Annotated in this window: 18 protein-coding genes; 7 read left to right on the top strand and 11 right to left on the bottom strand. The window is 72.5% G+C overall.

Annotated elements, in window-relative coordinates:
* Positions 1-26: 26 nt before the first annotated feature.
* Together BJ984_RS02140 and BJ984_RS02145 are read right to left on the bottom strand one after the other, a co-directional pair.
* Entirely contained in the window at positions 27-1,373 is a 1,347-nt protein-coding gene (locus BJ984_RS02140; protein ID WP_179546629.1) for a dihydrolipoamide acetyltransferase family protein, read from the bottom strand.
* A 1-nt stretch (position 1,374) separates the two neighbouring features.
* Positions 1,375-3,603, bottom strand: coding sequence for an alpha-ketoacid dehydrogenase subunit alpha/beta (locus BJ984_RS02145; RefSeq protein ID WP_179546630.1), 2,229 nt, complete (start codon positions 3,601-3,603; stop codon positions 1,375-1,377).
* Between the two features lie 137 nt (positions 3,604-3,740).
* On the opposite strand from BJ984_RS02145, the gene BJ984_RS02150 reads away from it, so the two are divergent.
* Positions 3,741-4,265: a VOC family protein gene (locus BJ984_RS02150; protein ID WP_271206361.1), complete on the top strand. Its 525-nt coding sequence runs from the start codon at positions 3,741-3,743 to the stop codon at positions 4,263-4,265.
* A 22-nt stretch (positions 4,266-4,287) separates the two neighbouring features.
* Positions 4,288-4,974 (top strand): GntR family transcriptional regulator, encoded by a 687-nt coding sequence (locus tag BJ984_RS02155; protein WP_179546632.1) that lies wholly within the window; start codon positions 4,288-4,290, stop codon positions 4,972-4,974.
* Here the strand turns inward: BJ984_RS02155 and BJ984_RS02160 are convergent.
* Together BJ984_RS02160 and BJ984_RS02165 are read right to left on the bottom strand one after the other, a co-directional pair.
* Complete coding sequence (locus tag BJ984_RS02160) at positions 4,971-6,680, bottom strand: AMP-binding protein (RefSeq protein WP_179546633.1); 1,710 nt, start codon at positions 6,678-6,680, stop codon at positions 4,971-4,973. The two genes, BJ984_RS02155 and BJ984_RS02160, sit on opposite strands and share 4 nt — an antisense overlap.
* 29 nt (positions 6,681-6,709) lie before the next feature.
* Positions 6,710-7,735, bottom strand: a complete 1,026-nt coding sequence (locus BJ984_RS02165; RefSeq protein WP_218869954.1) for a ketopantoate reductase family protein — start codon at positions 7,733-7,735, stop codon at positions 6,710-6,712.
* A 132-nt stretch (positions 7,736-7,867) separates the two neighbouring features.
* Between BJ984_RS02165 and BJ984_RS02170 the strand changes: the two genes are divergently transcribed.
* The 3 genes from BJ984_RS02170 to BJ984_RS02180 are packed head-to-tail and all read left to right on the top strand — an operon-like array spanning position 7,868 to position 14,162.
* Positions 7,868-10,471, top strand: coding sequence for a carboxylate--amine ligase/circularly permuted type 2 ATP-grasp protein (locus BJ984_RS02170; protein ID WP_179546634.1), 2,604 nt, complete (start codon positions 7,868-7,870; stop codon positions 10,469-10,471).
* A 2-nt stretch (positions 10,472-10,473) separates the two neighbouring features.
* The gene (locus tag BJ984_RS02175) at positions 10,474-12,264 is read left to right on the top strand and encodes an N-acetylglutaminylglutamine amidotransferase (protein ID WP_179546635.1); all 1,791 of its coding nucleotides are present in this window, start codon (positions 10,474-10,476) and stop codon (positions 12,262-12,264) included.
* Entirely contained in the window at positions 12,261-14,162 is a 1,902-nt protein-coding gene (locus BJ984_RS02180; protein WP_179546636.1) for a S9 family peptidase, read from the top strand. Before BJ984_RS02175 ends, BJ984_RS02180 begins: the two co-directional genes overlap by 4 nt.
* Positions 14,163-14,205: 43 nt before the next feature.
* Here BJ984_RS02180 and BJ984_RS02185 read toward each other — a convergent pair whose 3' ends face one another.
* Positions 14,206-15,393, bottom strand: coding sequence for an MFS transporter (locus tag BJ984_RS02185; RefSeq protein ID WP_271206362.1), 1,188 nt, complete (start codon positions 15,391-15,393; stop codon positions 14,206-14,208).
* Positions 15,394-15,767: 374 nt separating this feature from the next.
* On the opposite strand from BJ984_RS02185, the gene BJ984_RS02190 reads away from it, so the two are divergent.
* A complete protein-coding gene (locus BJ984_RS02190; RefSeq protein WP_179546638.1) occupies positions 15,768-16,760 on the top strand; it encodes a glutathione S-transferase family protein in 993 nt (330 codons plus the stop codon).
* An 18-nt stretch (positions 16,761-16,778) separates the two neighbouring features.
* On the opposite strand, the gene BJ984_RS02195 is transcribed toward BJ984_RS02190, so the two are convergent.
* The 6 genes from BJ984_RS02195 to BJ984_RS02220 all read right to left on the bottom strand — a co-directional run bounded on the left by BJ984_RS02195 (position 16,779) and on the right by BJ984_RS02220 (position 21,012).
* Entirely contained in the window at positions 16,779-17,636 is an 858-nt protein-coding gene (locus tag BJ984_RS02195) for an ABC transporter permease (protein WP_179546639.1), read from the bottom strand.
* Positions 17,623-18,645 (bottom strand): ABC transporter ATP-binding protein, encoded by a 1,023-nt coding sequence (locus BJ984_RS02200; protein WP_179546640.1) that lies wholly within the window; start codon positions 18,643-18,645, stop codon positions 17,623-17,625. Before BJ984_RS02200 ends, BJ984_RS02195 begins: the two co-directional genes overlap by 14 nt.
* Positions 18,642-19,775 carry a LolA family protein gene (locus BJ984_RS02205; RefSeq protein WP_179546641.1) on the bottom strand — a complete coding sequence of 378 codons (1,134 nt, stop codon included), beginning with the start codon at positions 19,773-19,775 and terminating at the stop codon, positions 18,642-18,644. Before BJ984_RS02205 ends, BJ984_RS02200 begins: the two co-directional genes overlap by 4 nt.
* 107 nt (positions 19,776-19,882) lie before the next feature.
* Positions 19,883-20,161 carry a hypothetical protein gene (locus BJ984_RS02210; protein ID WP_179546642.1) on the bottom strand — a complete coding sequence of 93 codons (279 nt, stop codon included), beginning with the start codon at positions 20,159-20,161 and terminating at the stop codon, positions 19,883-19,885.
* 43 nt (positions 20,162-20,204) lie between these two features.
* Positions 20,205-20,411, bottom strand: a complete 207-nt coding sequence (locus BJ984_RS02215) for a hypothetical protein (protein ID WP_179546643.1) — start codon at positions 20,409-20,411, stop codon at positions 20,205-20,207.
* Between the two features lie 82 nt (positions 20,412-20,493).
* A complete protein-coding gene (locus tag BJ984_RS02220) occupies positions 20,494-21,012 on the bottom strand; it encodes a 2'-5' RNA ligase family protein (protein WP_271206364.1) in 519 nt (172 codons plus the stop codon).
* Between the two features lie 93 nt (positions 21,013-21,105).
* Between BJ984_RS02220 and BJ984_RS02225 the strand changes: the two genes are divergently transcribed.
* The gene (locus tag BJ984_RS02225) at positions 21,106-21,804 is read left to right on the top strand and encodes a calponin homology domain-containing protein (protein WP_179546645.1); all 699 of its coding nucleotides are present in this window, start codon (positions 21,106-21,108) and stop codon (positions 21,802-21,804) included.
* The last annotated feature ends 15 nt before the right edge of the window (positions 21,805-21,819 follow it).

A 21,819-nucleotide genomic window follows, 5' to 3' on the forward strand; every position in this document is an offset into this window, starting at 1 on the left:
GGCGGCCCATCTCCGCAGAGCCTGAATCAGACCAGGATCGACAGCGGGTTCTCGACCGCCTGCTGGAACGCCGCCAGCCACCGCGCCGCCAGCGCCCCGTCGACCGCCCGGTGGTCGACCGAGAGCGTGCAGCGCATCACGGTCGCCACGGCGAGCTCTCCGTCGACGACAACCGGCTGCGGCTTCGCCGCGCCCACTGCGAGGATGCCCGAGTGCGGCGGGTTCAGGATCGCCGCGAACTCCAGCGTGCCGTACATGCCGAGGTTCGACACCGAGAAGCTGCCGCCCTCGAGCTCGCTCTGCTTGAGCTTCTTCGCTTTGGCGCGTCCGGCCAGATCCGCCACCGCCGTGCTGACCGAGCTGAGGCTGCGCGCGTCCACCCCGCGCACCACGGGGGTGACGAGGCCGCCGTCGGTGGCCACGGCGACGGCGATGTCGACCGAGGGATGCACGCGCATCCCCTCGTCGCTCCACGTGACGTTGGCCTCGGGCACCGCCTGGAACGCGGCGGCCACCGCCTTGAGCACGAAGTCGTTCACCGAGACGCGCACGCTCGAGGTCTCGTTGACGCGGGCGCGCAGCGCGAGCAGCTCGTCGACCCGGCACTCGGCCGTGAGGTAGAAGTGCGGCACGGTCGACTTGCTCTCGGTGAGCCGCCGCGCGATGGCCTTGCGCATCGCGGTGTGCGGCACGAGCTCGGTGCCGTCGGGCGAGGTGGTCTCCGGGTCGACGGATGCGCGTTCCGCCGCCGGGGCCGCCGCCGCCGCCGGGGCGGCGACCGAGGGGACGACCGCCTCCTCGACGTCCCGGCGGACGATGCGGCCGCCGGGTCCCGTGCCGGTGATCGCCGCCGGATCGAGTCCTCGCTCCTTCGCCAGCTTCCGGGCGATGGGGCTCACGAACAGGCGGGCGGAGTCGCTCTGAGGCGCTTCCTCCGAAGCAGCGGAAGCCGCAGCGGGCGCAGCCGGGGCCGCTGGGGCCGCCTCCTCGGCCGCCGCCTCGAGCGACGCGGCCTCCACGACCGGCGTGCCGCCGTCGGGGTCGCGCTCGGTCGCGTCCGGCGCCGAGTCGGGCCCGGTGACGGCGGCCGCCGGCGCCTGCCCGAGGGCCGCGTCGATGTCGGCGTCGGTCTCGCCCTCGCTGATCAGCACCGCGATCGGCGCCCCGATCTCCCCGGCCTGACCGGGCTCGAGCAGCACGCGTCCGACGACCCCCGCATCCTCGGAGTTGTACTCCACGACGGCCTTCTCGGTCTCGATCTCGGCGAGCGGGTCGCCCACGGCGACGGTCTGCCCGGGCGTCACGAGCCAGCTCGCGATCGCGGCCTCTTCCGAGCCCGCCAGAACACTGGGCATGCGGATGATCGTCGCCATCTCAGGCCCCCTTCCCGAATGCGGCGCGCACCCGTTCGAGCCCGACGACCACGTCGTCGGCCTTGGCGATGGCGGCCCGTTCCAGCACCTTCGAGATGCTCGGCGAGGCCTCGGAACCGGTGACCCGCTGCACGGGCTGGTCGAGCCAGTCGAAGTAGCGGCGCTGGATCTCGTCGGCGAGCCACGCGCCGTACGAGGTGCCCTGCGCGCCCTGCTCCACGATCAGCACGGCGTTGGTCTTCTTGATCGACTCGCCCACGGTGTCCCAGTCGAGCGAGGCGCGGTCGAGGAAGCGCAGGTCGATCAGCTCGGCGTCGATGCCCGTCTGCTCGATCGCCTTGGCGCTCTCGCCCACCATCGACAGGTAGCTGATCACGGTGACGTCGGAGCCCGAGCGCCGCACCGCGGCGGTGCCGAACGGGATCTGGTGGTCCAGGTCGTCCGGGATCTCGCCCGACTCGGCGTAGAGGTCGACGTGCTCGATCATCAGCACCGGGTCGTCGATGGCGAGCGCGGCGTTCATCAGCCCGACGTAGTCGAAGGGGGTCGAGGCGGCCATGATGCGCCAGCCGGGGCTGGTGGCGAAGATGCCCGCCGGGTCCATCAGGTGCTGCGAGCCGTAGCCCGAGCCCATGGCGATCTTGGTGCGCAGCACGAGCGGAACCGGGTTGTCGCCGCCGAACATGTGCCGCGCCTTGCCGATCTGGTTGAACACCTGGTCGGCGGCGACCCACATGAAGTCGGGGTACATGAACTCCACGACGGGCCGGTAGCGGCCGTCGAGCGCGATGCCGCCGCCGAGGCCGGCGAAGGCGTTCTCGCTGATCGGGGTGCCGAGCACCCGCCCCGGGTACTTCTCCGACAGCCCCTTGGTGGCGCCGTTCGTGCCGCCCTTGAGACGGTGGATGTCCTCACCGAGCACCACGATGCGGTCGTCCTCGCCCATCCGGCGGTCCATCACCGCGGCCACCGCGTCGACGAACTTGCCCTTGCTGGTGCCGCCCGTGTAGTCGGCCTGCTCGAGCGTGTCGGCGTCGGCGATCTCCGAGAGGTCGCCGCGGATGCCCACGTCCACGAAGCCCGGATCGGGCCAGAGCTCGGGGCGGATGCGCTTCACCCCCGGCTTGCCGTCGGGGTCGGGCTCGGTCAGGGCGTCGACCGCGAGGCGCACGGCCTCCTGGGCCTGCGAGCGCACGGCGGCGAGCCCGTCGTCGTCGATGCGGCCGAGGGCGGTGAGCTCCCGCGCCATCCGGAGGAGCGGGTCGCGGTCGCGCCAGGACTGCTCCTCCTCCTTGCTGCGGTAGCCGAAGGCGCTGCCGGGGTACGGGCCGTTCTGGTGGAAGTAGCGGTAGACCTCGACCTCGATCACGGCAGGGCCGTCGCCGGCACGCATCCGCTCGCTCGCCTGCTCCATCGCGAGGTGCACGGCCAGCGGGTCCATGCCGTCGACCCGCCAGGCGGGGATGTCGAAGCCGAGCGCGCGGGCCGAGAGCCGCGGCTCGGCGGTCACCTCGCTGACATGCGTGGAGACGGCGTAGAGGTTGTTCTCGATGAAGAAGCAGAACGGCAGCTTCCACGCGGCGGCGAGGTTCATCGACTCGAGCACCGAGCCGATGTTCACGGCGCCGTCGCCGAAGTAGCTGACGGTGAGGTCGGAGCCGCCGTCGGAGGCTGAGGCGGAACCCGCCTGCTTCTCGGCCCAGGCGTGCCTCTGCGCCCAGGCGTTGCCCGCGCCGAGCGGCACGCCGCCGCCCACGATCGCGTTGGTGCCGAGCGCCCCCGCCTCGTGCCACTGCAGGTGCATCGAGCCGCCGCGCCCCCGGCAGTAGCCCTGGGCGAGGCCGAGGATCTCGGCGAGCGTCTTCTGCAGCACCTCCTGCACCGCAGGGGTGACGAGCGCCGTCGGGTCGAGCCCCTCGGGCGCGACGTGCGCCAGCGCCTTGGCGAGGAACTGGTGGTGCCCTCGGTGCGAGCCGTTCACGCCGTCGCTCGAGCGCAGCCCCACGATGGATCCGACGGCGCCGCCCTCCTGGCCGATGCTCGAGTGCGCGGGGCCGTGCACCAGGCCGGCGCCGGCGAGCTCGAGCACCGCCTCCTCGAAGGCGCGGATGAGGTGCAGCTGACCGAGCATCGTGTCGAGGAGGGCCGGATCGGCGGCCTTCCAGTCAGCGGCGGTCGTGCTCAGCTCGACCCAGGGCGAGCCGGGCTGGAGGCGTTTCTCGCGAGGCATTGCAGGTGCTCCTTTGCACGGGGGTGAAGCCGGTTGCTCAGCAGACTAGGTCGTGAATGGATCCATTGCAACCCTTTCGCTCCGAAAGCAGGGAAGCTATCGTGGCCAGTGGATACATTCATCGCGAGGAGGCGACCGTGGCCCTACCCGGACTCCGAGGTGCCGAGCACCTGGGCTTCACCGTTCCCGACCTCGAGGAGGCCCACCGCTTCTTCGTCGACGTGATCGGCTGCACGCACGTCTACACGCTCCCCGCGATGCGCCGCGACGACGACTGGATGTGGGACCACCTGAACGTCGATCCGCGGAGCGTCGTGCGGGAGATCCGCTTCTACCGCTGCGGTCACGGCCCGAACTTCGAGGTCTTCGAGTACGAGCCCGCCGCCGACCAGCGGCCGCAGCCGCGCAACAGCGACCTCGGCGGGCACCACGTCGCGTTCTACGTCGACGACCTCGACGTGGCCGTTGGGGCACTGGAGGAGGCGGGCATCCGGATTCTCGGCGCACCCACCGCGAGCCGCAACGCCTCGGAGGGCCAGCGCTGGGTCTACTTCCTGAGCCCCTGGGGCATGCAGTTCGAACTCGTCAGCTACCCGCACGGCAAGCAGTACGAGCAGGAGGCCGAGGTGCGCCTCTGGCACCCCGCTCGCCCGGCGGAATGACCCGCGGTTAGTATTCGAGGCGATGACCGACACCAGCGTCACCCGTGACACCGCGTACCGCGACAACGTCGCGAGCCACCGCATCGCCGAGAGCCTGCGCCGCGAGATCCTCGGCGGAGCCCTCGCGCCCGGCACGCGCCTGCGGCAGGAGGACCTGGCCGAACGCTTCGGAGCGAGCCGCATCCCCGCTCGCGAGGCCATCCGGATGCTCGCCGCCGACGGCCTCGTCACCCTCGTCGCCAACTCCGGCGCCTGGGTGTCGCGACTGAGCCTCGAGGAGTGCGTCGAGGCCTACTCGATCCGCGAGCGGCTGGAGCCGCTGCTGCTGCGCCGGAGCCTCGAGCACCTCTCCGTCGAACAGCTCGACCGGCTGGCCGAGCTGGCCGACGGGATGGAGGCCAACACCGACGTCGACGCCTTCATGGCCGACGACCGCGAGTTCCACCTGCTGAGCTACGCCGGCGCGGCGACGGGCGAGCTCTGGCAGATCATCCACCGGCTCTGGAACACCACGCAGCACTATCGCCGGGCGTACGCCACGCTCGTCGGCGTCACGGGCATCGGGGTGACCCACCTCGAGCACCATCTGCTGGTCGACTGTCTGCGGCGGGGTGATCCGGATGACGCCGAGCGGGTGCTGGTCACCCACATCCGGCGCACCCGGCTCGAGCTGGTGAAGCACCCGGAGCTGTTCGCGAGCGACGCCTAGAGCCGGTCCTCCCGGAACTCCTCCGCGAGCTCCTCGCCGCGCGCGAACGCCTCCTCCTCGCGCTGCCGCAGCTCGACCCGGCGGATCTTGCCCGAGATCGTCTTCGGCAGCTCGGCGAACTCCAGCCGGCGCACCCGCTCGAACGACGACAGCGCCTCGCGCGAGTGGGCGAAGATCGCCGCCGCGGTCTCTGCGGTCGGCTCCCAACCGGCGGCGAGGGTCACGTAGGCCTTGACGATGCTGTGCCGCAGATCATCCGGAGCAGGCACCACCGCGGACTCGGCCACGGCCGCGTGCTGCAGCAGTGCGCTCTCGACCTCGAACGGTGAGATCTTGAAGTCGGAGGACTTGAAGATGTCGTCGGTGCGGCCGACGAAGGTGATGGTGCCGTCGCTCGCGCGCTCGGCCACGTCGCCCATGCGGAAGTACCCGTCGGCCCGTGCCGCGGCCGTGCGCTCGTCGTCGCCGTAGTAGCCCGACATCAGGTTCGCGGGCTCCTCGGCGAGGTCGAGGCAGATCTCGCCGACCTGGACGCCGTCGTCGGCCGGGGAGGGCTCGCCCGAGACGGGGTCGACGATCGCGATCGCCACACCGGGCAGCGCCTGCCCCATCGCCCCGGGCACCACGGCAGCGCCGGGCGGGTTCGCGATGATCGCGGTGGTCTCGGTCTGCCCGTAGCCGTCGCGGATGGTCAGGCCCCACGCCTCCTCGACCGCGCTGATGACGCCCGGGTTCAGCGGCTCGCCGGCCGAGAGGATCTCGGTCAGCGCCCGGGGCTTCCGGCCGAGCTCGCTCTGGATGAGCATCCGCCACACCGTCGGAGGGGCGCAGAAGGTGTTCACGCCGGCGCGGTCGAGCTGGCCGCGCAGCGCGGCCGCATCGAAGCGGGAGTAGTTGTAGACGAACACCGTGGCCTCGGCGTTCCAGGGGGCGAAGAAGCAGCTCCAGGCGTGCTTGCCCCAGCCGGGCGAGCTGATGGCGAGGTGCACGTCGCGCGGCTGCACGCCGAGCCAGTAGAGCGTGCTGAGGTGGCCGACCGGGTAGGACTCGTGGCTGTGAACCACCATCTTCGGCTTCGAGGTGGTGCCCGAGGTGAAGTAGATCAGGCACGGGTCGCCCGAGTCGACGACCACGGTCGGGCTGATGCCGGGGGCGTCGACGGACTCGGCGTAGTCGATCCAGCCCTCGGGCACCGCCTCGGGGTCGGCGCCGACCACGATCGGCGTGAACTCGCCCTCGAGCCCGTCGAACTTGCCGACCTCGGCCACGTCGACGACGACGTGGGCGATCTCGCCGCGCTCGATCCGGTCGGCGAGGTCGGCCGGCGAGAGCAGGGTCGTGGTGGGCAGGATGACCGCTCCGAGCTTCATCACGGCGAGCATCGACTCCCACAGCTCGACCCGGTTGCCCAGCATGAGCATCACGTGGTCGCCCTGCTCGACGCCCTCGCCGTGCAGCCAGGCGGCGACCTCGTCGGAGCGGGCGCGCATCCGGTCGAAGCTGACGACGGTCTCGCGGCCGTCCTCCTCGACGATGTGGAGGGCGGGCCGCTCGTTGCCGATCGCGATCTCGTCGAACCAGTCGACGGCCCAGTTGAAGTGCGGCCCGACGTCGGGCCAGCGGAAGGCGGCCGTGGCGGCGGCCGCGTCGGTGCGGTGCTCGAGCAGGGTGTCGCGGGCGGCCCGGAAGCTCTCGGTCGGGTTCATGGATCCAGTCTGGCCCACACGCGCAGGGGCTAGGCGAGCAGCAGTGCGATGTTCTCCGGCGAGCGCTCCAGCTCGCCGGCCTCGATCCGGCGGGCCAGCTCGACCACGCGCTCGTTCGCCGGCGCGCTGCCACCCCGCTCCCGCTGCACGTCGACGACGAGGCCGTTGATCTCGTGCACCTCGTTGCGGCGGCCCTTCATCCAGTCCTGGAGCGAGGTCGTGCGGGTGGTGGGCGAGGAGAAACGCCGGAGCACCTGCTCGAACAGCTGCTCGGCGAACACCTCGGGGTTCGTGAGGTCGGCGTCGGTCATGCCGAAGATGGGCCGCAGGGCGACGCCCGAGTCGACGGCCGCCCGGGCCGCCTCGGTGCCGCAGCGCAGCATGAACTCGTACATCCCGGGCACCTGGATGGCCTTCGCGAGCTCGAGGTCGAGGATGGCCGAGGGCACCAGCTCGGCCGCGTTGACGATCAGCTTGCCCCACTTCGACGAGCGGATGTCGTCGGAGACCTCGACCGTCCCGGCGTGCCGCAGAACCTCGGCGACCTCCTGCTCGCGCCCGATCACGGCCGGGTGGATGCCCCCGATCGCGAACCACGCCTCCTCGGGCGGGGTCTCGCGGTTGCAGACCCCCGGCTCCCACATGTTCGACGCCACCTCGATCACGGCGCCGACCGCGCGCTCCGGACCCATCACGTCGGCGATGTCGTCGACCGACATGCCGTTCTGAAGCCCGACGACGAGCCCGTCGGGCTTCACGAGCGGCTTGATCAGCTCGCAGGCCCACCGGGTGTCGTAGGCCTTGACGACGACGAAGACGATGTCGAAGGGCTCCCGCAGCGTCGCGACCTCGAACAGGTCGTAGGCCTTCACCGCCGTGTTCTCGGTGCGGTCGGGCATCTTCACCGTGATGCCGTGCTCGCGCATGGCGGCCACGTGGGCCGGCCACTGCTCGATGAAGGTGACGTCGTGACCGGCGCGGGTGAGGTCGGCGGCGATCGCCGCGCCGTTGGCACCGGTGCCGACGAAGGCGATGCGGGGGGTGTCGATCGACATTGATCTGCTCCATCTGTTCAGCTGGACTGCACGTTGTTCAACGCTACTACAGCGATAGTCGCACGGAGGGGCTCATGTTTCGATCAATCGACGATTCGGGCCGAGCGTCGGAGACCCTCGTAGGGTGAGCCCATGGCAGCGGAGTTGACGCTTGGTGCAGAAGAAGAGCTCCACCTCATCGATCTCGAGAGCGGTAAGCTGTCGGCCCGCGCGCCGCAGATCCTGTCCCGGCTGCCCGCCCTGAACTATTCGGCCGAGATCCAGCGCACCACCGTCGAGACGAACACCGACGTGGTCTCGACCCTCGACGGGCTGCGCCAGGAGATCCTGCGGCTGCGCCGCGGCGTGATCGAGGCGGCCGCCCCCGACGGGATCGGCATCGCCTGCGTCGGCACCGCTCCCCGCTCGGAGTTCGCCGACTTCGAGCTGACGACGACCGGCCGCTACGGGCGCATGCAGGAGCAGTACCGCCTGCTCGTCGACGAGCAGCTGATCTGCGGCACCCAGATCCACGTCGGGGTGAGCGACCGCGACCTCGCCGTCGACATCGCCCAGCGGGTCTCCCGCGACCTGCCCGTGCTGCTCGCGATCTCGGCGAGCTCCCCGTACTGGAACGGGCTGGACACCGGTTACTCGAGCATCCGCTCCATCATCTGGCAGCGCTGGCCGAGCGCGGGCGCCACCGGCGACCTCGGCTCGGCGGCCGAGTACGACGAGCTGCTCGCCGACCTGATCGCCACGGGGGTCATCGCCGACTCGAAGATGGCCTACTTCGAGGTGCGCCCCTCCTCGCACGCCCCCACGCTCGAGCTGCGCGTCTGCGACGCCTGCCCGATCGTCGACGACGCGGTGCTGATCGCCGGCCTCTTCCGCGCAGCCGTGCGCGCCGCCGAGGTCGACATCGAGGCCGGCCGACCGTACCACCCGGTGCCCGCGCCCATCCACCGCGCCGCGATGTGGCAGGCCGCCCGCGGCGGGCTGTCGGGCGACCTGCTCGACGACGGCCCCCATCCGCGCCCCACCGCCGCCGCCCACGCCGTGCGGCACCTGATCCGGCGGCTGCGCCCCCAGCTCGAGGAGCTCGGCGACTACGAGGAGGTCGTCGCGCTCGCCGAGACGCTGCTCGCCCGCGGCAACTCGGCCGACCGGCAGCGCGCCGCCTTCGCCGAGCGGGGCGACATCGACGCCGTGGTGAAGCTCGTGGTCGACGAGACCCACGGCCCGGCCGGGGGCATCCCGCCCGCCGTGCCCGCGCTCCGCACCTACCGCACCCGCGCGGGCGACGAGGCGGTCGGCCCCGGCTCCCACCCCCGCCCCGCCTACGAGCAGCTGATCGCCTACTTCGAGGGCCTCAGCCCCGAGAAGGTCGAAGCGGCCCGCTCGGCCGCCCGGGACTGGACGCACGAGCACGGGGTCACCTTCCGCGTCGACGGTGAGGAGCGCCCCTTCGAGGTCGACCTCGTGCCGCGTGTGATCAACGCGCACGAGTGGTCGCAGATAACGGCCGGGCTCACCCAGCGCGCCCGGGCGATCGAGGCGTTCCTCCGCGACGTCTACGGCGAGCAGCGCATCGTCGAGGACGGCGTCATCCCCCGTGCCGTCATCGAGGGCAGCCCCGGCTGGATGCCCGCGGCGCGCGCCCTCCCCACCGACCTCACCCGCTCGGCCGTCTTCGGCTTCGACCTCGTGCGCAACGAGTTCGGCGGCTGGCGCGTGCTCGAGGACAACGTGCGGAACCCGAGCGGAGCTGCCTACGCGGTCGCGATCCGCCGGCTGATGGACGAGGTCGCCGACGGCGCTCCCCGGCCCGACGCGATGCTCGACCCCGAGCGCGTCTTCGGCTCGCTGCGCCGCACTCTGCTCGCCGGTGGCCGCGTCGCCGCCGGTCTCGCCCCCGACTCGCACCGCGTGCCGACCGCCGCTCTCGTGTCGAGCGGCCCGACGAGCGGCGCCTGGTTCGAGCATCGGATGCTCGCCGAGAGCGCGGGCCTCGCCTTCCTCGAGCTGTCCGACCTCGACGTGCGCGACGGCAGGGTCGTCGTCGCGGCCGACGGCTCCGTGCTCGACGCGCTCTACCTGCGCCTGGACGTCGAGCTGCCCGACGCCGTCGCCGACGGCGAACCGATCGGGGCGCGCATCCTGGACGTGGCCGCCGCCGGCCGGGTCTTCCTCGCCAACGCCCCGGGCAACGGCGTCGCCGACGACAAGGCGATGTACTGCCATCTGCCGGCCCTGATCGCCTACTACCTCGGCGAGCGCCCGCTGCTCGAGCAGGTGCCGACCTACCGCACGAGCGACGAGGCCGAACGGCGCACGGTGCTGGAACGGGTCGGCGAACTGGTCACGAAGCCGGTCGACGGCCACGGCGGCGAGGGCGTGCTGATCGGGCCCGCTGCCGGAGCCGCCGCGGTGGCCGAGCGGCGGGCCGCGATCGCCGCCGACCCCGAGACCTGGGTGGCGCAGGAGGTCGTGCCGCTGTCGTCGCACCCGACCTTCGCCGACGGCGCCCCGCCGATGCCGGGTGCCGAGGCGGCCGGTGTTCCCGGCGCCGCCCTCGAGCCGCGCCACGTCGACCTGCGGGTGTTCGTCTACGCCACCGGCGAGGGCGAGCACGGCTTCGAGGTCGCCGATCTGGCCCTCACCCGGGTGGCCCCGGCGGGGAGCATGGTCGTCAACTCCTCCCGCGGCGGCGGTTCGAAGGACACCTGGATCACCGCGGCACCGGGGAGCGTCTGAGCATGTGCGGCATCGCGGGCGAGCTGCGCTTCGACGGCCGGAGCGCCGACCTCGGCGCCGTCGACCGGATGACGGCGTGCCAGGTGCACCGCGGCCCGGACGGCACCGGGCTCTGGTCGAACGGCCGGGTCGCCCTCGGGCACCGGCGGCTCTCGATCATCGACCTCTCGGCCGCCGGGGCGCAGCCGATGGTCGACGCCCCGCTCGGCCTCTCGGTCGTCTTCAACGGCTGCATCTACAACCACCGGCAGCTGCGCGCCGAGCTCGAGGGCAAGGGCCACCGCTTCTTCTCCACCTCCGACACCGAGGTGATCGGCAAGGCGTATGCCGAGTGGGGCATGGACTGCGTCGAGCACCTGCTGGGCATGTTCGCCTTCGTCGTCGTCGAGCACGCCTCGGGCCGCACGATGCTCGCCCGCGACCGCCTCGGCATCAAACCGCTCTACCTCGACGAGCGGCCCGGGCGGCTGCGCTTCGCCTCCACGCTGCCGGCCCTGCTCGAGTCGGGCGACGTCGACACCTCGATCGACCGGACGGCCCTCGAGCACTACCTCAGCTTCCACTCGGTCGTGCCGGCGCCGCGCACGATCCTCGCCGGGGTGACCAAGCTGCCGCCGGCGACGGTGCGGATGATCGAGCCCGACGGCCGCGCATCCGACCACGTCTACTGGGAGCCCGCCTTCGAGCGCGACCCCGACAAGGCCGGCTGGAGCGACGAGGACTGGCAGGAGGCGCTGATCGGGAGCCTGCGCACCGCGGTCGAGCGGCGGATGGTCGCCGACGTGCCCGTGGGCGTGCTGCTCTCGGGCGGCATCGACTCCAGCCTCGTGGTCGCGCTGCTCGCCGAGGCCGGACAGACCGACCTCGCCACCTTCAGCATCGGCTTCGACTCGGCCGGCGGCGAGTCGGGCGACGAGTTCGAGTACTCCAGCCTCGTCGCCCGGCACTTCGGCACCGACCACCACCGCATCGCCATCGACTCCTCCAGGCTGCTGCCCGGCATCGACGGCACGGTCGCGGCGATGAGCGAGCCGATGGTGAGCCACGACTGCGTCGCCTTCTACCTGCTCTCCGAGGACGTCTCGAAGTCGGTGAAGGTGGTGCAGTCGGGGCAGGGCGCCGACGAGGTGCTCGGCGGCTACGACTGGTACCCGCCGCTCGAGGGCGTGCCGCGCGACGAGACGGTCGCGGCCTACTCCCGGGTGTTCGTCGACCGCCCCTGGGGTGAGCTGCAGCAGCTGCTCGGCCCGGCCTGGCGCGATGCGGCGCGGCCCGACAGCGCGACGGCCTTCCTCACGTCGCAGTTCTCACGACCCGGGGCCGACACCTCGGTGGACGCCGCGCTCCGCAACGACACCACGATCATGCTCGTCGACGACCCCGTGAAGCGGGTCGACAACATGACCATGGCGTGGGGCCTCGAGGCGCGGGTCCCCTTCCTCGATCACGAGTTCGTGGAGCTGGTCGCCCAGATCCCGCCCGAGCTGAAGCTCTCCGACGGGGGCAAGGGCGTGCTGAAGCGGGCGAGTCGGGGCCTCGTGCCCGATGCGGTGATCGACCGCACCAAGGGCTACTTCCCCGTGCCGGCCATCCGGCAGCTCGAGGGGCCGTACCTCGAGCGGGTGCGGGCCGCCCTGCACGATCCGGCCGCCCGGGAGCGCGGGCTGTTCGACACCGCTAGGGTCGAACGGATGCTCGCCGATCCCAACTCCGAACGAACGACCCTGGGCTCCAACGCCCTGTGGCAGCTCGCGCTGCTCGAGATGTGGCTGCAGGAGCACGGCATCCGATGACGGCGCCGGTCGTGACCGCCGGAGGCTCGGGCGACCTCGCGGCGGCCCTCGTGCGCGCGTGGGGCAGCTGGGGTCCGTCGATGACGCCGGACGCCGCCCGGGTGGCGTTCATCAGCGATCGCGGCGGCGCGCCCGAGGTGTGGGTGCAGGACGTGGTGCTCGAGGGACCCCGGGCCTCCGCCACGCGCATCCGCTTCACCGACGACCCCGTGATCTCGGTCAGCTGGTCGGCCGACAGCGCCTGGCTGGCCTGCGCGGTGGCCACCGACGGCGGGGTGCGCACCCAGGTCTGGGTGGTGCGCCCCGACGGCAGCGACGCCCGGCGCATCTCGGGTCCGCCCGAGCGGCACGTCGAGCTCGGACCGTGGACGAGGAGCGGCCACCGCGTCGTGCTCACCGTGCCCTCGACCGAGGTGGGCGAGCCGACCCGGGCGTACCTCGCCGACCCCACCTCGGGCGAGCTCGAGCTGCTCGCGGTGGGCGATCTGATCCACGTGCTCGACCTGTCGGCCTTCGAGCGGATGCTCGTGGTGCGCGACGGGCGCCGGGGGCACGAGTTCTGCGTGGTCGTCGACCGCGAGACCGACACCGACCATCCCGTGCTGCCGCACCCGGGCCGGGGCGCGACGGACCGCGCGTTCATCCGGCCCGCCCCTCCCGGAACGGGCGCGCCGGCCGTCGTCTACGCCGCGACCGAGGTCGGGCTGCCCCGGCTGCAGCTCGTGGCCGCCCCGGTCGACCCCGACGACTGGTCGCAGCCCGCGCGTCTGCTGGCGGCGCGCGACGACGCCGAGCTCGAAGGGCTCGACGGCGACGACGCGGGCCGGCTGCTGCTGCTCGTCTGGAACGTCGCCGGGCGGAGCGAGCTCGAGCTCTTCGACACCCACATGGAGACCTCGGTGCCCGTGCCCGGCCTGCCCGGGGCGGTGGCGACGAGCCCGGTGCTCAGTCGCGACGGCTCGAGCGTGCTGCTCGCCGTCGAGGGGCCGCTGCGGCCCCGGGAGCTCTGGCACCTCGACACGGAGACGCTCGCCTGGACGCGGGTGAGCGACGTGCCGACGCTGCCCGCCGTGCCGCTCGTGCAGCCGAGCCTGGAGCGGTTCCGCTCGCTCGACGGGCTGGAGATCACGGGGTGGCTGTACCGGGCTGCGGCGTCGGCCGGGGCATCAGGGCCGGGTGGGGCATCAGGGCCGGGCCGGCCTGCGGGGCCCGCCTCCGCGGGCCGGGCCATGCTGCACCTGCACGGCGGACCCGAGTCGCAGGAGCGGCCGACGTTCAGCCCGCAGCACCAGGTGATGGCCGCGGCCGGCATCACCGTGTTCGCCCCGAACGTGCGCGGCTCCTCGGGCTTCGGCCGGGAGTTCGTGCACGCCGACGACGTGCAGAAGCGCCAGGGTGCGTTCGACGACGTCACGGCGGCAGCGCAGCACCTGATCGGCATCGGTGCGGCCTCGGCCGACCGCATCGCGGTCACCGGCCGCTCCTACGGCGGCTACCTCACGCTCGCCGCCCTGGCCTTCACGCCCGGGGTCTTCGCCGCCGGTGTCGACATCTGCGGCATGTCGCACCTGCTCACCTTCTACGCCGAGACCGAGCCGTGGATCGCCGCGGCCGCCGTCACGAAGTACGGGCATCCCGATCACGACAAGAAGTTCCTGCGCTCCATCTCGCCGCTGGCGAAGGCCGAGCGCATCGACGTGCCGCTGCTCGTCGTGCACGGCGAGCTCGACACGAACGTGCCGATCGGCGAGGCGCACCGGATCGTCGCGGCACTGAGCGAGCTGGAGCGGCCGGTCGAGTACCTCGAGCTCGCCGGGGAGGGGCACGAGTACCGGCGCGAGTCGTCCCGGCTGGCCCTGATCGAGCGGATGCGCGGGTTCCTCCTGCGCGTGCTCTGACCGCCACGGCTCCGGCCGGCTCCGCGGGCGCCCGGCGCACCCGTCAGACGATGGATGCCCGTCGGGGCATGCGGAGCGCGAACAGCGCCGCCGCCCCCATCAGGATCGCGGCCGAGGCGAAGGCCGCCTCGTAGCCGAAGGCGTCGACGAGCAGCCCGGCGGCGAGCGGTCCGACGATGGCCCCGGCATCCGCCACCGCCTGGAACACCGCGACCGGCTGGCCGCCACGCGCCCCCGCCGCGTCACCGACGGCCGCGGCCGGGGCGGTGCCCATGAAGGCCGCCGCGACCCCGTAGACCGACAGCAGAACGATCAGCAGCCAGATCGACGACACCAGTGGGATGGCGACCATGACGAGCGCGCCGACCGCGAAGGCGCCGATGATCGCGGGCTTGCGCCCCACCGTGTCGACGAAGCGGCCGGCCGGGGCCAGGGCGAGGGTCTGTGCGACCGCCGCGACGGCGAAGGCGATGCCCGTGATCGCCGGTTTCTCGTGCAGCACCTCGACGATCAGCACCGGCACGAGCGCGCTGCGCACCCCCATCGCCGACCAGCCCTGGGCGAGGCTCGCCAGCAGCGCCGACTGGTAGCCGCGGTCGCGCAGCACCTGCCGGAACGGCCGCGGAGGCTCGGGCACCGCGTCGGGGTCGCGGGTGCGGCGCTTCAGCAGGGCGAGCCCCACGGCGCCGGCCACCACGAGGGTGCCGGCGTAGAAGAAGAACGGCGCGTGCAGCGAGATGCCCGAGAGCAGGCCGCCGACGGCAGGGCCGGCCATGCCGCCGATGAGGAACCCGCCCTGGTAGAAGCCGACGGCCCGGCCGCGCACGGCGGGCTCGGTCGTGGCGAGCAGCAGGGTCATCGCGGCCACCGAGAACATGGCCGAGCCGATGCCCCCGGCACCGCGCAGCAGCAGCACCGCGGGGTAGTTGTCGGCGAGGCCCACGAGAGCGCTGGAGACGGCGACGATGCCGATGCCGACCGCGAGCACCACCCGCTCGCCGAGCAGGTCGATCAGCTTGCCGACGAAGGGATTCGCGACCAGACGCATCACAGCGAAGGCGGAGACCACGGCGCCCACCTCGAGGTAGCCCACGCCGAAGCTGCGCACGTAGACGGGCAGCACCGGAACGACGACGCCGAACCCGAGCATCACGAAGAAGGCGATGACGCCGAGCACCATCACGTCCCGCGGAAGCCGGGTGAGGCGGGGACGATCGGAGGTGCGTGTCACTCCAGAAGCGTAATCGCCCGGGAAGGGGAGGTGGTGCGAACAGCGGCATCGGGTCTGCCAGGGTAAGAGCCGTTCACACCACCTCGTCGGCATCGGGATGCCGTGGACGGCGCCCTGGGTGATGAGGGCGGCACGTCCGTTGGGGGGTGATGAGCACGTTACTTACGCTCGAGCAGGATGTCCAGAGCACCCGAATTGGGCCCCATGCCCCTCCTCGGCACCCCGACCTCGACACCGATCACTAGTGCTGACCAGGCCTTTCCCGATTTTCATTACCCCGCATGAACCTTCGGGAGGGGTGCCGTCCTGCGCTGTTCTTGAGCGAAAACTGAGCGAGTCCTGGCCTACCGGGCGACCCGGGCTAGGGTTCGAGCATGAGCTACGTGCAGCCCGGGGAGTTCACCCGCGACACCGCCTACATCGAGGACCGCATCACCCGGGACGGCCGCGACGGCTGGCCGGTGGAGGCCGGCCGCTACCGGCTCGTCGCCGCCCGCGCCTGCCCCTGGGCGAACCGCACGGTGATCGTGCGCCGCCTCCTCGGTCTCGAGGACGCCATCTCGCTCGGCCTGCCCGGCCCGACCCACGACGAGCGCAGCTGGACCTTCGACCTCGACCCCGACGGCCGCGACCCGGTGCTCGGCATCGAGCGGCTGCAGGAGGCCTACTTCGCCCGCTTCCCCGACTACCCCAAGGGCATCACGGTGCCCGCGATCGTCGAGGTGGCGAGCGGCATGGTCGTCACCAACGACTACCCGCAGATCACGCTGGACTTCTCGACGGAGTGGACCGAGTTCCACCGCCCGGGCGCTCCCGAGCTCTACCCCGAGCGTCTGCGCGACGAGATCGACGCCCTGAACGCCGAGATCTTCCGCGACGTGAACAACGGTGTCTACCGTGCCGGGTTCGCCGGATCGCAGAAGGCCTACGAGCGGGCCTACGACGCCCTCTTCGAGCGGCTCGACGTGCTGAGCGAGCGGCTCTCCCGGCAGCGCTACCTGATGGGCGGCACCATCACCGAGGCCGACGTGCGCCTGTTCACCACGCTCGCCCGCTTCGACGCCGTCTACCACGGGCACTTCAAGTGCAACCGGCAGAAGCTCGCCGAGATGCCGGTGCTCTGGGCCTACGCCCGCGACCTCTTCCAGACGCCGGGCTTCGGCGACACCATCGACTTCGCGCAGATCAAGGCCCACTACTACGTGGTGCACCGCGACATCAACCCGACGGGCATCATCCCCAAGGGGCCGGATGCGCGGGGCTGGCTGACTCCCCATCACCGCGAGGAGCTCGGCGGCCGGCCCTTCGGCGACGGCACGGCCCCGGCCGACCCGCCCGCGAGCGAGCGCGTGCCGGCGCTGGCGTAGCCGCTCGGCCCGGGGCTCCTAGGAGAGCACGTCCTTCGTGGCGAAGCGGGCGTACGAGAGCGCGCCGAAGATCGCCACGTAGGCCAGCTGCAGCCAGGCGTTGCCGGCGAACGAGCTCCAGTCGATCGGCTGGCGCAGCAGATCGGCGAAGTCGAGCCAGTGGTAGCTCGGCAGGAACGGGTGCAGCAGCTCGGTCTGCGAGAGCTGTCCGAGCACCTGCGAGAGGATCGCCACGACGACCGTGGCGGCCATGGCGCCGACGGGTGCATCCGTCAGCGTGGAGATGAACAGGCCGATGGCCGCCAGGCCGAGGAGGCCGAGCGCCACGTAGACCGAGATGAGCAGGGCGCGCAGCAGCGCCTCGCCCACGTCGACCGTGTCGCCCGAGAGCAGCGTGACCGGGCCGATCGGGAAGAGCACGGCGCCGGCGAGGATGCCCGCGAGCGAGACCGTCAGGGTCGCGGCGAGGCAGAACACCACCGCCGAGGCGAACTTCACGACGAGCAGGCGGATGCGCCCGACCGGCGAGACCAGCAGATAGCGCAGCGTGCCCGTCGAGGCCTCTCCGGCGATCGAGTCACCGGCCACCACGCCGACCGTCAGCGGCAGGAACAGCGGGATCGAGACCACGAGCGCCGTCATGCCGACGAACAGCCCGTTCTGACTGATCCGGTCGAGGAACGCCGGGCCGCGGCCGTCGCCGCCGGTCACCCGGATGGCCACGGCGATGAGGATCGGCACGGCCGCGAGGGCGCCGAGCATCGCCTGCGTTCGGCGCCGGCGAAAGAGCACGCCGAGCTCGCTGAGGAAGAAGCCCCAGCCGAGCGCGTGGCGCGGGGAGCGCACGGTCACCGCGGTGGTCTCACTGGAGGACATCGAAGCCCTCCCCGGTCAGGGCGACGAAGCTGTCCTCGAGCGAAGGACGGTCGACGGCGACGCCGCGCACACGCACGCCCGCACCGACGAGCGCCGCGACCACGTGCTCGGGCGGGAGCCCGTCGGGGAACGGGGCCGCGAGGGCGGTGTCGCCGTCCTTCGACGCCATCGGCGCTTCCGCATCGAGGATGACCTCGGGGGTCGACGCATCGGCTGCCTCGGCGGCGGATCCCGACGTCACCACGACTCCGAGGGGGGCCAGCGTGCGAACGGCGAGCCGCGCATCCGGAGCCGCCACCGTGAGGTGCAGCGTCGCCTGACCGGCGGCACGCAGCTCGTCGATCGTGCCCTGCGCCACCAGGCGTCCGCCGCGCATCACGCCGATGTGGGTGCACATCTGCTCGATCTCGGCGAGCAGGTGGCTCGAGACGAAGACGGTCGTGCCGGTCGAGGCCAGCGAGCGGATGAGGCCGCGCACCTCGCGCGTGCCCTGCGGGTCGAGACCGTTGGTCGGCTCGTCGAGCACGATCAGCTGCCGGGGCATCAGCAGGGCGTTCGCGATGCCGAGGCGCTGCTTCATTCCGAGGGAGTAGGCGCGCACCTTCTTGCCGCCGGCCTGGGTGAGTCCGACGCGGTCGAGCGCCTCGGCGACGCGGGTGCGTCGGGTCGCGCGCGGCGCCCAGCCGTCGGCCGCGTCGAGCCGGGCGAGGTTCGCGGCGCCCGAGAGGAAGGGGTAGAAGCCCGGGCCCTCGATCAGCGCGCCGACGTCGGGGAGCACGGTGCCGAGCTTGCCGGGCATCCGCTCGCCGAGCACCGAGATCTCGCCGGCTGTCGCGCTCGCGAGCCCGAGCAGCATGCGGATCGTCGTCGTCTTGCCCGAGCCGTTGGGGCCGAGGAAACCGAATACCGCCCCGGCCGGCACGTCGAGATCGACGCCGTCGACCACCGTCTGGCGGCCGAAGCGCTTCGTCAGGCCGCTCGTCCGGATCGCGGCCGGAGCCGCGGTCACTCGGCCGGGCTGGCGGGGGCGGGGGCCGCTGCGGCCGCGCTCTGCAGCGCCTCGGCCGGAACGGCTCCGGCGAACACGCGGCCGTCGTCGGTGAGCAGCACCGAGACGAGCGTGGTCTGAAGCAGGCTGCCGCCGTCGACCTTCGTGGTCAGCTGCGAGAACATCGGCGAGGAGGTGAGCTCGGCGGTGTCGGTGCCGATCGGCAGCTCGACGACGCTGCCCCAGCCCTCGCCGGTGACGACGGGCTCCGGATGCGCGGCCGACGCGTCGGGCACGTCGCCCTTCGTCGGCAGGGCCTTCTCGGTCACCGTGGTGCCCTCGGGGGCCGTGAAGTCGAAGAGGTCGGCCGACGGGGTGTCGAGCGAGAGCTCGGAGAAGCCGACCTCGAAGGCCGGGCTGGACTCGCCGCGGGCGAGCACCTCGACCTGCAGCGGCATGCCGGTCTCGGAGTCGACCGCGATCGAGACCGAGCCGACGAGCGTGGCATCGGTGCGCGGGGTGAGCACGAGGTCGTAGGCGTCGCGGCCGGCGACCGAGGTGTCGGCGCCGAGCGAGACGTCCGTGGAGGGGTCGACCGCGGCGAGGAAGCGCTGGGCGATGTCGGCGGGGGTGGGCACGGTGCCGGGGGTGCTCTGCGTGTCGTCGCTGCGGGACGGCAGCGTGGTGTGCACGGCCGAGTCGTCGCTGGAGTCGTAGAGCCAGACGTCGTCGCCGTTCTTCACGACGTCGCGCTCGGCCAGCTGGTCGAGCACCTGCACGCGGAGCCTGTCGGAGCCGTCGGCGTAGACGCGGGCCGCATGGCTGCCGGTCAGCAGCTCGAGCGCGGACTCGGGCGACAGGCCCTGATCGGCCGCGGTGCCGCTGTCGTCGCTGCTGCCGCCACTGCCGCCGCTTCCGCCGGCCGAGCCGCCGAAGCCCGAGAGGTCGGGCAGACCGAGGTCGGAGCTCTGCTCGACCGTTCCCGAGAACGTCTGCACGTCGGCCTGCGCGGCCAGCTCGAGCACCTGCTGGGGCGTCTTCTCGGGCAGGTCGGCCGAGGCGGAGGTGGCGAGCACCCCACCCGCGACGACCACGGCGACGACGGCGGGGGCCGCGATCGCGACCGCCCAGCGCTTCTGGTTACGAGCCATCTGGCATCTCTTCTTCCGACGAACCGGCGGCCGTCTGCTGCGCAGCCGCTCCGGTTGCAGCAACGGTACGCCGCGGAACCGAGAGTTGGCTCCGATTCCCGGAGCTCTCAGGCGTCGCGTTCGGCGTCGTCGCCGAGGTCGGCCGCCAGCTCGTCGGCGCTCAGGCGATCGCCCGGACTGGGCCTGCGGAACGGGGTCGACTCGGCGTGCATCCGCTGCTCACCGGCCGCGCGGTCGGCATCGGGATCGTCGACCGCCGCCTCGTCGTCGACGTCGGACGCGGTGTCGTCCTGCGGGTCGCCGGCGAGATCGCGCTCCCGTGCGGCCTCGTCGGCCTCGGCGTCGCGCGGATCGCCGACGGGCAGGAAGGGCTCAGAACTCGACATGAGCGGATGCTCGCACCCTCCGGTTACGAACGGGTGAACACTCTCAGATGCTCCACCCGGCGGACCCGCTGGACCGCACGTGATGGCTCACGCCGGCCGCCGCCTGGCCGTCGGTGTGGCCGCGACCGGGGACGTCGCGGGGATCGAGCCGTTCGGAGTAGTCGCCCGTGCGGCGCCGGCGGAGGCCCTGCGCCGTGCCGATGCCCGCCACCAGGGCGCCGAGCGCCCCGAGGATGATGAGGAACCACATGGGGTCTCCCTTCGTCGAGGTTCCACGCTAACCGGCGCTGGGCGACAGCTGACGATCTCGGAGGGCACTCGGAGGCTCGGCCTCACTCCAGCGCCGTGACCGTCGCGGTCTCGGCGTTCCAGTGCCGCAGGCCGACGATCTCGCCGGCGATGTCCCCGCCGATCAGCGCCACGGCCGCGGGCACGTGTTCGAGGCGGATGCGGCGGGCGAGCGTCACGTGCGGCGTCCACTCCCCGGGCCGGGTGTGCGGAGCATCCTGACCCCCGCCTGCGCTCGCAGCGAGGTGCGCGTGCACGGCCCTGTGCAGCCCCAGCAGCCCCACGCTCGGCAGCACCGACCGCACGAGCACCCGCCGCTCCCCCGCCCCGAACAGCATCGGCGCGCCGAGCACGACCGGCAGCGGCAGCACCGCGGCGACCTCGGCCGGCAGCGCGAACGGCCCGAACCCACCCTCGGCGGGCCGTACGGCCAGCGTGAGGTGCGGTGCGTTGCTCGCGGAGGTGTGCCCCGCGAGACTCGACATCCCGGCGGCGGCGAGCGCCTCCCACTCGGCCCGCACCGCGGCCTCCACGGCCGCGCCGAACACCGTCTCAACGCTCACGACCGCCGCCATCCGCCCACCGTATCCCGGGTGCCGGATGAACGGTCGGTGACTCCGTGCGGGGAGGGGGGCGGCGGGCCCTATTGTCGGAGGATGGTCACGATCGTCATCCCGTGGAGGCCGCAGCCCTCCCGCCTCGCCGCGTTCGACGCGGTGGTCGCCTGGTACCGCGAGGAGCTCGGCGACGTGCCGGTGCTGATCGTGGATTCGGACGACGACGTGTTCAACCTCGCGCGCTGCCGCAACCTCGGCGTGGGCCGGCTGGCCGACCCCGAGGAGGTCGTGGTGATCGGCGACGCCGACACCATCCCCGAGGGAGGCGCCCTGCGCGAGGCGATCGCTGCGGCGGCCACCTCGGGCCGCGTTCACCTGCCCTACACCGAGTACCGCTGGCTCGGCGCGGCCGGCACCGCGCAGCACGCCGCCGGCATCCCGCTCGCCGACTGCGACCACGAGGTCGTGCGCGGCGCCTGCTCCGGCGTCTACGTCACCACGCCCGCGACCTGGGCGAGCCACGGCGGCCAGGACGAGCGGTTCCGCGGCTGGGGCTTCGAGGATGCGGCGTGGCACGTCGCCCACGAGACCCTCCTCGGCGAACCGCCCCGCCGACACGAGGGCCGCGTCTTCGCGCTGCACCACGTCGCCGAGCTCCGGGAGGGCCCGAACTACGAGGCCAACGCCGCCCTGATGGCCCGCTACCGCGCGGCCGCCACCCTCCCGGCCGAGATGCGCCGCCTCCTCACCGGCGACGCAGAGGCGCACTCCCAGCCCGAGGCGCAACCGGTCGAGTAGCCACCACCACCACCA

This window comes from Herbiconiux flava, assembly GCF_013409865.1.
GTDB classification, from domain to species: domain Bacteria; phylum Actinomycetota; class Actinomycetes; order Actinomycetales; family Microbacteriaceae; genus Herbiconiux; species Herbiconiux flava.

Excerpts from the sequence above, each read along its gene's own strand:
- BJ984_RS02140 (WP_179546629.1), bottom strand. The coding sequence starts at position 1,373 with ATGGCGACGATCATCCGCATGCCCAGTGTTCTGGCGGGCTCGGAAGAG.
- BJ984_RS02145 (WP_179546630.1), bottom strand. The coding sequence starts at position 3,603 with ATGCCTCGCGAGAAACGCCTCCAGCCCGGCTCGCCCTGGGTCGAGCTG.
- BJ984_RS02155 (WP_179546632.1), top strand. The coding sequence starts at position 4,288 with ATGACCGACACCAGCGTCACCCGTGACACCGCGTACCGCGACAACGTC.
- BJ984_RS02160 (WP_179546633.1), bottom strand. The coding sequence starts at position 6,680 with ATGAACCCGACCGAGAGCTTCCGGGCCGCCCGCGACACCCTGCTCGAG.
- BJ984_RS02165 (WP_218869954.1), bottom strand. The coding sequence starts at position 7,735 with ATGTCGATCGACACCCCCCGCATCGCCTTCGTCGGCACCGGTGCCAAC.
- BJ984_RS02170 (WP_179546634.1), top strand. The coding sequence starts at position 7,868 with ATGGCAGCGGAGTTGACGCTTGGTGCAGAAGAAGAGCTCCACCTCATC.
- BJ984_RS02175 (WP_179546635.1), top strand. The coding sequence starts at position 10,474 with ATGTGCGGCATCGCGGGCGAGCTGCGCTTCGACGGCCGGAGCGCCGAC.
- BJ984_RS02180 (WP_179546636.1), top strand. The coding sequence starts at position 12,261 with ATGACGGCGCCGGTCGTGACCGCCGGAGGCTCGGGCGACCTCGCGGCG.
- BJ984_RS02190 (WP_179546638.1), top strand. The coding sequence starts at position 15,768 with ATGAGCTACGTGCAGCCCGGGGAGTTCACCCGCGACACCGCCTACATC.
- BJ984_RS02195 (WP_179546639.1), bottom strand. The coding sequence starts at position 17,636 with ATGTCCTCCAGTGAGACCACCGCGGTGACCGTGCGCTCCCCGCGCCAC.
- BJ984_RS02205 (WP_179546641.1), bottom strand. The coding sequence starts at position 19,775 with ATGGCTCGTAACCAGAAGCGCTGGGCGGTCGCGATCGCGGCCCCCGCC.
- BJ984_RS02210 (WP_179546642.1), bottom strand. The coding sequence starts at position 20,161 with ATGTCGAGTTCTGAGCCCTTCCTGCCCGTCGGCGATCCGCGCGACGCC.
- BJ984_RS02215 (WP_179546643.1), bottom strand. The coding sequence starts at position 20,411 with ATGTGGTTCCTCATCATCCTCGGGGCGCTCGGCGCCCTGGTGGCGGGC.
- BJ984_RS02225 (WP_179546645.1), top strand. The coding sequence starts at position 21,106 with ATGGTCACGATCGTCATCCCGTGGAGGCCGCAGCCCTCCCGCCTCGCC.